The sequence below is a fragment of the Nocardiopsis dassonvillei genome (assembly GCF_964273065.1).
Taxonomy (GTDB): domain Bacteria; phylum Actinomycetota; class Actinomycetes; order Streptosporangiales; family Streptosporangiaceae; genus Nocardiopsis; species Nocardiopsis dassonvillei_B.
On the sequence record NZ_OZ186815.1, the window covers coordinates 5115692 to 5127413 of the forward strand.

11 protein-coding genes are annotated in these 11722 nt (G+C 74.9%); 7 read left to right on the plus strand and 4 right to left on the minus strand.

The features are described from left to right. Positions 1–2: 2 nt before the first annotated feature. Both ACSUPR_RS22910 and ACSUPR_RS22915 read right to left on the minus strand, forming a co-directional pair. On the minus strand, positions 3–638 hold the full coding sequence (locus ACSUPR_RS22910) for a GNAT family N-acetyltransferase (protein WP_436886782.1): 636 nt from the start codon (positions 636–638) through the stop codon (positions 3–5). Then, on the minus strand, positions 628–1275 hold the full coding sequence (locus ACSUPR_RS22915; protein WP_436886783.1) for a TetR/AcrR family transcriptional regulator: 648 nt from the start codon (positions 1273–1275) through the stop codon (positions 628–630). The genes ACSUPR_RS22910 and ACSUPR_RS22915 overlap by 11 nt, the downstream gene beginning before the upstream one ends. Positions 1276–1383: 108 nt before the next feature. On the opposite strand from ACSUPR_RS22915, the gene ACSUPR_RS22920 reads away from it, so the two are divergent. After that, positions 1384–2214 (plus strand): AraC family transcriptional regulator, encoded by an 831-nt coding sequence (locus tag ACSUPR_RS22920; RefSeq protein ID WP_436886784.1) that lies wholly within the window; start codon positions 1384–1386, stop codon positions 2212–2214. Here ACSUPR_RS22920 and ACSUPR_RS22925 read toward each other — a convergent pair. Continuing rightward, entirely contained in the window at positions 2189–2629 is a 441-nt protein-coding gene (locus ACSUPR_RS22925) for a DUF2000 family protein (protein ID WP_436886785.1), read from the minus strand. The two genes, ACSUPR_RS22920 and ACSUPR_RS22925, sit on opposite strands and share 26 nt — an antisense overlap. Before the next feature lie 181 nt (positions 2630–2810). Here ACSUPR_RS22925 and ACSUPR_RS22930 point away from each other — a divergent pair, with 181 nt between their 5' ends. From ACSUPR_RS22930 to ACSUPR_RS22940, 3 genes are read left to right on the plus strand one after another with little or no spacing between them, the layout of a single operon-like run. After that, entirely contained in the window at positions 2811–3521 is a 711-nt protein-coding gene (locus ACSUPR_RS22930) for an ABC transporter ATP-binding protein (RefSeq protein ID WP_436886787.1), read from the plus strand. After that, positions 3518–6019, plus strand: a complete 2502-nt coding sequence (locus ACSUPR_RS22935) for an ABC transporter permease (protein WP_436886788.1) — start codon at positions 3518–3520, stop codon at positions 6017–6019. The genes ACSUPR_RS22930 and ACSUPR_RS22935 overlap by 4 nt, the downstream gene beginning before the upstream one ends. A 49-nt stretch (positions 6020–6068) precedes the next feature. Beyond that, positions 6069–6890, plus strand: coding sequence for a PP2C family protein-serine/threonine phosphatase (locus ACSUPR_RS22940; protein ID WP_436886789.1), 822 nt, complete (start codon positions 6069–6071; stop codon positions 6888–6890). A gap of 82 nt (positions 6891–6972) precedes the next feature. Here the strand turns inward: ACSUPR_RS22940 and ACSUPR_RS22945 are convergent, their stop codons facing one another. Then, positions 6973–7440 (minus strand): hypothetical protein, encoded by a 468-nt coding sequence (locus ACSUPR_RS22945; RefSeq protein WP_436886790.1) that lies wholly within the window; start codon positions 7438–7440, stop codon positions 6973–6975. 242 nt (positions 7441–7682) lie between these two features. Between ACSUPR_RS22945 and ACSUPR_RS22950 the strand changes: the two genes are divergently transcribed. The 3 genes from ACSUPR_RS22950 to ACSUPR_RS22960 all read left to right on the plus strand — a co-directional run bounded on the left by ACSUPR_RS22950 (position 7683) and on the right by ACSUPR_RS22960 (position 11648). Beyond that, on the plus strand, positions 7683–8114 hold the full coding sequence (locus ACSUPR_RS22950; protein ID WP_436886791.1) for a Fur family transcriptional regulator: 432 nt from the start codon (positions 7683–7685) through the stop codon (positions 8112–8114). 40 nt (positions 8115–8154) lie between these two features. Further along, positions 8155–10380 carry a catalase/peroxidase HPI gene (katG, locus tag ACSUPR_RS22955; RefSeq protein WP_436886792.1) on the plus strand — a complete coding sequence of 742 codons (2226 nt, stop codon included), beginning with the start codon at positions 8155–8157 and terminating at the stop codon, positions 10378–10380. 542 nt (positions 10381–10922) lie between these two features. Beyond that, complete coding sequence (locus ACSUPR_RS22960) at positions 10923–11648, plus strand: CPBP family intramembrane glutamic endopeptidase (protein ID WP_436886793.1); 726 nt, start codon at positions 10923–10925, stop codon at positions 11646–11648. The last annotated feature ends 74 nt before the right edge of the window (positions 11649–11722 follow it).

Below are 11722 nucleotides of genomic sequence, written 5' to 3' on the forward strand. Positions count from 1 at the left end.
GGTCAGCCCCGGGGGGCGGGCCGCTCCTGGGCGAGCCGCATCGACACGTACTCGTCGATCCCGCTGAACCTGGAGTACGGGGCCCTGCGCCGCCGGTGCTCCCGGAATCCGAGCCGCCGGTAGAGCCCCAGCGCCGCCTCGTTGTTCGTGGCGATGTCCTCCAGCACGTACTCGTCGTACCCGGGCAGGTCGAGCAGGTGGAGCAGGACCGCCTTGGCCGCCCCCCTGCCCCGGTGCCTCAGGGAGGAGGCCACGAACCCGATCTCGGCCTTGCCCTCCCGCGGTTCCCGCACAGCCCCCTGGAACCAGCTGCGGAACACCCGGTCGGCGATGGTCCCCCTGACCGCGCCGAGGTGCCGCCGCAGGGTCTTCGCGTCGGGCCGGATGCACTCCTCGTCGCCGACGGTGAGCGAGGCCAGCCCCGCCGGCTCGCCGTCGACCAGTGCCACGTGGAACCGTTCCAGCACCAGCATGTGCGCGATGGCGTCGGCCAGGACCTCCGGGTCCTTGGAGAAGGCGGCCAGGTCCGGCCCGAACCCATCCACGAACACCCGCGCGACCTCCCGCCGGCGCGCCTCGCCCAGTACGTCGCCGCGTACGACCTCGATCATCCCGGCCCTCCCCGTCTCACCTGTCATCGGTGTCCTCCTCGATCAGCGGGGCCAGGAGCACGGTGGCGCTCGGCACGGCGAACCCCTCGCCCAGGACGGAGCGCATCGTCACCAGCCCGCCGAGGGCGGCGAAGAGGCAGGTCGCCAGCTCGTCCGCCGGACCGCGGCGGAACCCGCCCAGCTCCTGGCCGCGCTCGATCAGCTCCACCGCCGCGCGGATGAGCTCCCGGTGCCCGTCGACCAGGTCCCGGACCGCGGGCAGCACCTCCTCCGGCCCGTCGCCTCCGGCGACCCCGTGGGCGAACGCCTGGTTCATGAGCAGGAAGAAGTCCACGAACCCCTGATCGCCGACCACGTCCCGCAGGAACCCCTCACAGAAGCCGCGCAGCAGCTCCGCGGGGGAGTCGCAGGACTCGGGGGCGCGGAACCGCGCGACGGTGAGGGCCAGTCCGGCCGCCGCCTCCCCGACCAGGTCGCCGTACAGCTCCTCCTTGGTGGCGAAGTGCCGGTAGACGAGCCCGGTGCTCATGCCCGCCTCGGCCGCGATCCGCCGCATGTTGACCGCCGCGTACCCCTGGTGGGCGAAAAGTCGCATCGCCGCCGCCCGGACCCGTTCCCGGGTGGCGGCCCGCATCGCCTCGTTCTGCTCCGGACTGCGCGGCAACGGCCCCTCGTTTCCCCGATTTTTCAATGAACAGTTGTTCATTCTATTCGGGAAGCCCTTGGGCGCAAGGGATTTCCCTCCCTCCGGCGCCGGGCGTACCCTGCGGACATGGACGCGCACGCCGACACCCTGGTCGCCAGGCCGAACGTGCCGGGCGTCGTCGAGGTCTTCCACACCCACATGCTCGGGCACGCCTACCCGATGCACACCCACGACACCTGGACGCTGCTCGTCCTCGACTCCGGCCTGGTCCGCTACGACCTGGGACGGCACGAGCACGGCGCGCTGGAGCGCACCGTCACCCTGCTGCCCCCGCACGTCCCGCACAACGGCACCCCCACCTCGGAGCAGGGCCTGCGCAAACGCGTCGTCTACCTGGAGCCCGCGCGGATCGGCGCCGACCTGGTGGGCCGCTCCGTCGACCGCCCCGCCCTGGACGACGCGGCGCTGCGGCGGCGCATCCACGCGCTGCACCGGGCCCTGCTCGAACCCGGCGGGGAACTGGAGGCCGAGAGCCGCCTGGCGCTCATCACCGAACGCCTGCGCGGCCACCTGCTGGGCGACCCCGAGCCCCCGCCGCCCGGCGACCGCTCGGTACTGGCCGGGAGCCTGCGCGACCTGCTGGACGCCCGGGTGGTGGAGGGGGTCTCGCTCGACGAGGCCGCCGCCCGACTGCACGCCCACCCCGCCCACCTGGTGCGGGCCTTCGGCCGCAGGTTCGGCATGCCCCCGCACCGCTACCTGGTGGGGCGCCGGGTGGACCTGGCCCGCCGCCTGATCCTCCAGGGGCGCAGCCCGGCCGCCGCGGCCGCGGCGGCCGGATTCCACGACCAGGCGCACCTGCACCGGCACTTCACACGCATCCTGGGGCTGTCCCCGGGCCGGTTCGCGCGGGCCCTGCGCACGGCCCCGGTCAGCGGTGCATCCGGGCGCCCTTGACGACCTTGTCCACAGCGTTCTTCGGCCCGTACACGGCGATCCCGACCAGGTCCAGCGAGTCCCGGGCGACCGCCCGCACCGCCGCCCGGTTGTCCCGGTCGTTGCCGGTGGCGAACAGGTCGGAGGTGAAGACGGCGACGGCCAGACCCCGCGACACCGCCCGCCCGTGGGCCCGGGTGAGGACCTCCTTGTCCCCCTCGAACACCAGCACCGGCTGGCGGAACATCGGCAGGTAGACGGTGCCGTCACCGTCCTCGTAGGGCTCACCGACGACGTCGGGTTCATGGGTCCCCAGGCCGCTGACCAGGAACGAGGCCACGTTCAGCCGCTGCCACACGGCGAGGTCGTCGCGCAGCAGGACGGCGATCCTGGTGTCGAAGCGCACGGGCGCCCCGGGGTGTTCGTTGTTCTCCATGGCACCATGCTCACGCCCCTGCCGGGCGGCGGTCTTGTACGTTCTTCTCCTCTTCGCCTCCGCTCTGCCGCGGGGTGGGGCGGGCCCCACCCCGGGGCCTCGCCCCGGCCCCCGTGACCGCCCCCGCCGGATCCGCTTGCATGGCGTACGGACCTATCCGGCCGGAGAGAGGCGGAACGACGTGTTGCGGGTACGCGGACTGACCAGGACCCACCGGCGCGGGAACGTCCCCGTGCCCGCCCTGCGGGGGGTCGACGCGGACTTCGACCCCGGCGGGTTCACCGCGATCATGGGGCCCTCCGGCTCCGGTAAGAGCACGCTCCTGCACTGCGCCGCCGGGCTGGACCGCCCGGACGGGGGACAGGTGCTGTTCGGCGGCCGCGACCTCGCCCGGCTGCCGGAACGCGAGCTCACCCGGCTGCGCGCGGGAGCGTTCGGGTTCGTGTTCCAGGACTTCAACCTGCTCCCCTCCCTCACCGCCCGGGAGAACGTCGAGCTCACCGCGCGCCTGTCCGGGCGGCCTCCGGACGCCTCCCGATGCGACGCCCTCGCGGACCTGCTGGACGTGCGCGACCGCCTCGACCACCGGCCCGCGGAGCTCTCCGGCGGCCAGTCCCAGCGGGTCGCGCTGCTCCGCGCCCTGGTGCACCGGCCCGACGTGCTGTTCGCCGACGAGCCCACCGGGGCCCTGGACACCCGTTCCGGCGCCCGGGTCCTGGACGCCCTGCGGCACGCGGTCGACCGGGACGGGCGCACCGTCGTCATGGTCACCCACGACCCGGCCGCGGCGGCCCGCGCCGACCGGGTGCTCTTCCTGCGCGACGGCCGGATCGCCGACTCCCTCACCGCTCCCACCCCGACGGCGGTGCTGGACCGGATGGGGGCACGGTGATCCGCTTCGTGCTGCGCGGACTGCGGGAGCGGGTGCGCACCCTCGCCCTGTCGGTCCTCACCCTGACGCTGGGCGCCGCGCTCGCCACCGCGGCCCTGGTCCTACAGACCTCCGCCGAACACGCCGCGGGTAGCGTGTGGCTGCCCACCGCCGCCCCCGTCGTGGTGGCCGCCGACCCGGCGGACGACCGGCTGGCCGCCACACCCTCGGCCGAACCCGCCCGCCTGCCCGAGGACACCGCGGCCGCCCTGGGCGGGCTGCCCGGGGTGCGCACGGCCGTCGTCCAGGCGCCCTTCGCCGCCTACGTCATCGCCGACGGCCCGGACGGCCCAGGCGGGCCCGTCCTGGGCGGACAGGCCGACCGCTCCCACGGGTACGCCTGGGACCCGGGGCTGGAACCCGAGAGGGGCCGCGGGCCCACCCGCGCGGGGGAGGCCGCGGTGGACGCCCGGACCGCCGCCGACGCCGGACTCGACGCGGGCGACCGCGTGCGCGTCCTCACCGACGACGGGGTCTTCGAGGTCACCGTCACCGGAGTGGTCGCGGGTCCGCCCGGCGGCCGCGCCGTGTTCTTCGCCCCGGACGCGGACGGCGCCCCCGCCGGCCACCGGGCCCCCACCGCGGTGGCCCTGTACCCGGACGGCGGAGTGGACGCCGCCGCGCTCGCCGCCGCCGTCACCGAACAGGTGCCCGGGGTGCGGGTGCTCACCGGGGCGGAGCGGAGCACGGCGTTCGCCGTCGGCCGGGTCGACCGCGAGCTGTCCACCGGCATGGGCCGTTTCTTCGGCACCACCGCCGTGCTCACCCTGGCCGTCGCCGCGGTCGTCACCACCGGACTGCTCACCACGGCGGTGCGCGCCCGCACCCGGGAGTTCGCGCTGCTGCGCCTGGCGGGCGCCTCCCCGGGGGCGGTCCGCCGCATCGTGTGGGGGGAGGCCCTGGTCTTGGGCGCCGTGGCTGCCGTGCTCGCGCCGCCCCTGGGCCTGCTCGGCGCCGCGGCCCTGATCGGGGCGTTCTCCGCCGCCGGAACGCTGCCCGCCGGGTTCGAAACCGTGGTCGACCCGGCGGCCGTCGCGGCCGGACCACTGGTCGCGCTGGCCGCACCCCTGGCGGCGGCGGTGCGCCCGGCCCGCGCCGCCGGGTGCACCGCCCCGGTCGAGGCGGTACGGGCGGCCGCCGCGGAGGACCCGGCCCGGGTGCGCGGCCGCGTCATCGGCGGCGGCCTGTCCCTGACGGCCGCCGTCGCCCTGCTCGGACTCACCGTCGCCACCGCCGGAACCCAGGGGTCGGTGCTGGCGGCGTCCACGGCCGCGATCGCCCTCGTCCCGGCCGCCGCGCTCCTCGTCCCCGTCGGCCTGGCCCGGCTCCTGCGCCGCCTGCGGCCGCGCGCCGCGGTGCCCTTCCTCGTCGTCCGCGAGGCCGCGGCGGCCCCGCACCGGGTCACCGGTGTGCTGACCCCCCTCCTGGTGACCACCCTGGTCGGTCTGCTGCTCCTCCTCCAGTCGCCCACCCTGGTCCAGGCCCGCACCCACTCCTACGGGGAGCGCCTGGCCGCCGACCTCGTGGTGTCCGGGCCGACCGGGGTGGGCCTGCCCGCGGGCACGGTCGGGGCGGCCGCCGCCGTCCCGGGGGTCGCCGCGGCGGGCGGGTTCCGCCAGACGGTCGTGATCGGCGACCGGACGTCGGCGCCCGCCCACATCGTCACCCCGGAGACCGTCGGCGACCTCTACCGCCTCGACACCGAACAGGGGTCGTGGGACCGCTTCGACGACGGCGGTATCGCCCTGAACGCCGGCCTGGCCGCCGCCGAGGGGTGGGAGGCCGGCGACACCGCCGAACTCCACGGCCCCGACGGGGAACCGATTCGCGCCCGGGTCGCCGTCGTGTACCGGGCGGGCCTGGACTTCCCGGACGTCCTGCTGCCCCGCGCCGCCCTGGCCGAGCGCATGGTCGACCCGCTGGAGAGCGCCGTCCACGTGCGCCTGGAGCCCGGCGCAGACCCGGCCGAGACGGCCCGCCTGCTCCGCGAGGCCGTGGCCGCCGTGCCCGGGGCCGAGGTCTCCGACCGCGCCGACCACCTGGCCGCCCTGGCGGCGCTCGGCGAGGAGGACGGCTGGATCACCTACCTGATGGTCGCGGTCGCGGCCGGCCTGTCCGGAGTGGGTGCGATCGCCACACTGGCGGTGTCCGCCTCGGCCCGCACCCGGGAGTTCGCGCTGCTACGCCTGGCCGGTGCCACCCGCGGCCGGGTCGCGGCGGTGGTCGCGGGCGAGGCGCTGGCGGTGTCGGCGCTGGCCCTGGCGGCGGGGACCGCGGTCGCCCTGGTCGGCCTGGCCGCCATCGCGCACGCGCTCACCGGCGGTTTCGCCGCCCCGGCGGTCCCGCTCGACCGCTACGCCGTCGTCGCCCTGGCGGTCCCGGCCGTGGGACTGCTCGCAAGCGTGGTCCCCGCCCTGTCCGCCCTGCGCTCCCACCCCCTCCGGGCCGCCGTGGCCTGATCTCCGCGCCCTGTCGGGGCGGGGGCGCTTCTGCCAGACTGCGGGGCACATGAACGAGCACACGGACCGCCCCCGGTGCGGTGGCACACCCGCCCCCGACGGGCGCTGCTGGGAGTGCGGCGCCGACCTCTCCGACCTCCTCGGGCGCACCCGGGCCGACGCCGGCGGCGCGGCCGGATACGGCGAACGCGGACCCGGCCGCCGGCTCAACGCCGACGCCCCGGCCCTGCGCGCGGCCGGCCCGTGGACCGTGGGCGCAGTCTGCGACGGCGTCTCCATGGCGCCCCGGGCGGAGCGGGCGGCCCGCATCGCCGCCGAGGTCACCGTCCAGGCCTTGGCCCGCGCCCTGGCGGCGGGCGCCATCCCCGAGGACGCACTCACCGACGCCACCGCCCGGGCCGGTCGCGCCGTCGCGGCCCTGGCCACCCCCGGCGGCCCGCACCCGGACCCGCTCGGACCCGGGTCCCTCGCGCCCTCCTGCACCCAGGTCGCCTGCGTCGGCGGGGAGCACGGCCTGTGGGTGTCCTGGGTCGGCGACAGCCGCGCCTACCGGCTGCCCGACTCCGGCACCGGGATGCTCCTCACCGAGGACGACACCGGCGAGCACGACGCCCTCGTCGCCTGGCTGGGCGCCGACGCCGCCGATCCCGTTCCGCGCATCCGCAGCCACCGGCCCCCGGGCCCGGGGCGGCTGCTGCTGTGCACCGACGGGCTGTGGCGCCACTTGCCCGGCCCCGACGACCTGCGCGCGGTCGCGGGCACGGCCGCCCCGGCGGACGCCGCCCGCACCCTGGTCCGGCGCGTCCTGGACTCGGGGGGCCGCGACGACGCCACCGCCCTGGTCGTCCCCGTGCGGCCGGAGCGGCGGTGACGGCCGGGATGCAGGACGTCCCCGTGGGAGCGGCGGCGCCCGTCCCGGAACCCGCGCGGAGCCCGGCCCCGTTCCCGGCGGGTCAGCGGATCCTGCGGTAGACCAGGTCGAAGTCCTTCTCCCAGCCGCCGTCCCCGTGCGCGATCTCCCAGACGCCCTCGACGGTGTTCCCGTCCGCGGAGAAGGTCCCGGTGAACCTCTGCCGGAAGTCGAGCGGTGAGAAGTCCGCCTCCTCCCGCAGCAGGGTCCACACCCCGTCGGCGAACCCCATCGCGTACAGGCGCACGACGCCCCGGGAGTCGAAGTGGTGCAGTGTGTACGTTCCGGCCCCGGACCCCTGCGCGATGACCTTCAGGCCGTCGGGGGCCTCGGGGATCGACACCTCGCTGCGCTCCACCAGGAAGGCCCCGTCCAGATCCCAGGTGAACCGGCTGTGCGCTGCGACCCCCTCGGGGGCGCCGCCGGCGAAGCCGGCCTCCAGCTCCCACTCGCCGACGAAGACGTCCAGGCGCGCCAGCGCCTCGGTCCTGCCTGATCCCGTGGTCTCCATGTCCGCCCTCTTTCCTCTCCTCGGCTTCCTTCCCCCGGCGGGCGCCGCCCACCGCGTTCCGTCACCCGTACCGACCACCGCCGCCGCCCGGGCTCATCGGCCCTACCGCGGCCCCTCCCGCCCGGGTCCGCCGCGGCGCTGCTCCCGGGGGTGCCGGAGGTTCCGGTCCGGCGGTTCGCGCGATTAGGGTTGATCCATCACATGATTTGACTAGTTCCAGAAAACTGGGCAGACTTCGGGGCATGCCAACCCCTTCGGATTTCGAGCGCATGCTGCGCGAGTCCGGCCTGCGGGTGACGAGCCCTCGGATGGCAGTGCTGTCCGCCGTGCACGACAACCCGCACGCCGACACGGAGTCGGTCATCGACATCGTGCGCGGGAACCTCGGCACGGTGTCCGGCCAGGCCGTCTACGACGTGCTCAAGGCGTTGACCGGCGCCGGCCTCGTTCGGCGCATCCAGCCACAGGGCTCCGTGGCCCGCTATGAGACACGGGTCGGGGACAACCACCACCACGTCGTGTGCCGGTCCTGCGGTGCCATAGCCGACGTCGACTGCGCCGTCGGGCACGCACCGTGCCTGACCGCCTCCTCCGACCACGGCTTCCGCATCGACGAGGCCGAGGTCGTCTACTGGGGCCTGTGCCCCGACTGCTCCCGTACACGCGAGTCCTGAAACCAAGAGTTCACCTCTTCCCTGTTCCGGAAGGAAGACGATGTCCGAAAACAACGAGGTGGTCACCCCGACCCCCGAGGCCGAGGCGTCCGGCGGCTGCCCCGTCGCGCACGGTCGCACCCCCCACCCCACCCAGAGCGGCGCGAACAGCACCTGGTGGCCCAACCGGCTCAACCTGAAGATCCTGGCCAAGAACCCGGCCGTGGCGAACCCCCTCGGTGAGGGCTTCGACTACGCCGCGGCGTTCGAGGCCCTGGACCTGGACGCCGTGAAGGCGGACATCGCCGAGGTCCTCACGACCTCCCAGGACTGGTGGCCCGCCGACTTCGGCCACTACGGCCCGCTCATCATCCGTATGTCCTGGCACAGCGCGGGCACCTACCGCCTGTTCGACGGCCGCGGCGGCGGCAGCGCCGGCCAGCAGCGGTTCGCCCCGCTCAACAGCTGGCCCGACAACGCCAACCTGGACAAGGCCCGCCGCCTGCTGTGGCCGGTCAAGAAGAAGTACGGCCAGAACATCTCCTGGGCCGACCTCCTCATCCTCGCGGGCAACGTCGCGCTGGAGTCCATGGGCTTCAAGACCTTCGGTTTCGGCGGCGGTCGCGAGGACGTGTGGGAGGCCGACGAGGACGTCTACTGGGGCCCCGAGACCACCTGGCTCGACGACAAGCGCTACAGCGGCGACCGCGAGCTGGAGAAGCCGCTGGCCGCCGTCCAGATGGGCCTCATCTACGTCAACCCGGAGGGCCCCAACGGCAACCCCGACCCGATCGCCGCGGCCCGCGACATCCGCGACACCTTCGGGCGCATGGGCATGAACGACGAGGAGACCGTCGCCCTCATCGCCGGCGGCCACACCTTCGGCAAGACCCACGGCGCGGGCCCGGCCGACAACGTCGAGGCCGACCCCGAGGCCGCCGGGCTGGAGCTGCAGGGCCTGGGCTGGAAGAACAATTACGGCACCGGCAAGGGCGCCGACACCATCACGTCGGGCCTGGAGGTCACCTGGACCTCCACTCCCGCGCAGTGGAGCCACGGCTTCTTCAAGAACCTGTTCGAGTTCGAGTACGAGCTCACCAAGAGCCCGGCCGGCGCGCACCAGTGGGTCGCCAAGGACGCCGAGGAGATCATCCCCGACGCCCACGACCCGAACAAGAAGCACAAGCCGACCATGCTCACCACCGACCTGTCGCTGCGCTTCGACCCGGTCTACGAGCAGATCTCGCGCCGCTTCTACGAGAAGCCCGAGGAGTTCGCGGACGCGTTCGCCCGCGCCTGGTACAAGCTGACCCACCGCGACATGGGCCCCAAGACCCGCTACCTCGGCCCGGAGGTCCCGGAGGAGACCCTGCTCTGGCAGGACCCGCTGCCCGCCCGCGAGGGCGAGGTCATCGGCGAGGCCGAGATCGCCTCCCTGAAGGCCGCCGTCGCCGAGTCCGGCCTGACCGTCTCCCAGCTGGTGAAGACCGCCTGGGCCTCGGCGTCCACCTACCGGGACAGCGACAAGCGCGGCGGCGCCAACGGCGCCCGCGTCCGCCTGGCCCCGCAGATCGACTGGGCGGTCAACAACCCGGCCGAGCTGCGCGAGGTCCTGGGCATCCTCGAGAACATCGCCGAGAAGTTCAACGCCTCCTCCGCGAAGAAGGTGTCCCTGGCCGACCTCATCGTCCTCGCCGGCGGCGTGGGCGTGGAGCAGGCGGCGCGGGCCGCCGGCCGGGAGGTCGTCGTCCCGTTCACCCCGGGCCGTGTGGACGCGACCCTGGAGCACACGGACGTCGAGTCCTTCTCCTACCTCCAGCCGGTCGCGGACGGCTTCCGCAACTACTACGGCGAGGGCAACCGCCTCCCCGCCGAGTACCTGCTGCTCGACAAGGCGAACCTGCTGGGCCTGAGCGCCCCGGAGACCACCGTCCTGGTCGGCGGCCTGCGCGTGCTGGGCGCCAACTACGACAACTCCGAGACGGGCGTCCTCACCGACCGGCCGGGCACCCTGACGAACGACTTCTTCGTCAACCTGCTCGACCTGGGGACCGTCTGGTCCCCGACCGGTGAGAACTCCGAGACCTCGCAGTCGTTCGTCGCCAAGGACGAGTCCGGCGCGGTCAAGTGGACCGGCAGCCGCGTCGACCTGGTGTTCGGCTCCAACTCGGAGCTGCGCGCCCTGGCCGAGGTGTACGCCTCCGACGACGCCGAGGGCAAGTTCGTCGAGGACTTCGTCGCCGCGTGGACCAAGGTCATGGAGCTGGACCGCTTCGACCTGGCCTGATCCCGATCCGGGTCCTGCCCGGAACCGGACCCGGAGCCGGTCCGACCGCCACGGTCGGACCGGCTTCCCCCCTTTTTCCGGGGCACCGCCCAGGGGCGGGGCCCGTCGGCGGCCTCCTCTGCCACCCGCCCGGCGCCGCCCTCCTCGAACCGCCGCAGGTCGCGGAACGGGGTGCCGGTCTCCGCATGCCCGTCGACGCCCCGCCCGTACCGCGGGCGGGGCGGGCCGGTCCGTGCCCCCCCGGCACAGCCGCCCGCCGCCCGCCGTCGACGGCCCGGCGGAGACCGGCCGTACGGGGCCGCCCATGACACCACGTCATGGTTCCGCCCCCCGGAATGTCACCCCGCTGAGGTGACGCGGCGCCACTGCCGCCCGGACGCCGCTCCCGCTGGAATGGAGGCATGTCCAGCGGCCCGCGGGCGGGGCGTCCGGTACGGCGGCGCCCCGGGCGGGCGGATGGAGCACCGCACGGCCACCCGGCCCGCCGGACCCGGGCCGCGCACCGCACCCGCCGGACCGCCGAACCAGAGGAGAGCAACGCCATGTCGACCGCCCGCTCCGACCGCCCGCAGCCTCCGACACCGGCGGCCCCCGCCTCCCCGACGCGCCCGGGCTGGCCCGAGGTCATCGCAGGCCTGGCGGCCCTGTCCGCCGCCGTGGTCGCGTTCGTGTTCGTCCCGGCCGACCCCCTGGACCCGGTGGTGTACGGCCTCGTCGCCGCAGCCTGGTCGGGCCTGGCCGGACTCTTCGGCTTCGCCGTGGCCGCGGCGCTGCGCGTCCGCTCGCTCGCCGCCTTCAACGTCCGCCGCACCACCTGGCGCTGGATGCTCCTCGGCGCCGCCTGGGGCCTGGCCGCTCTGGTCCTCAAGGGCGTGCTGGTCCTCGCCATCACCGCACTGACCGGCTACGACGAGAACCCGCAGGGCATGTACTACGACGCCGCGGGCGGCGGCCTGCCCGCGTTCCTCCTGACCGTCCTGTTCCTGGCGGTGCTGACGCCCATCGGCGAGGAGTTCCTCTTCCGCGGTGTCGTCACCACCGCCCTGCTGCGCTACGGCCCCGTCGTCGGGGCACTGGGCGGTTCGGCGGTCTTCGCGGTCTTCCACGGTGTCAACATCATCCTGCCCGCGGCGTTCGTCGTGGGCCTGATCGCCGCCGAGGTGATGCGTCGCAGCGGATCCATCTGGCCCGCGGTGGCCGTCCACTCCGTCAACAACCTCGCCCTGCCGCTGCTGGTGCTCCTCACGGGCACCGCGGCTCCGGCCTGACCGCCGCCGGCCCTCTGCTCAGCGGTGCGGCGGTGGGGCGGGCGGTCACGGCTGCCGGGGGCGGTCGTACCCCG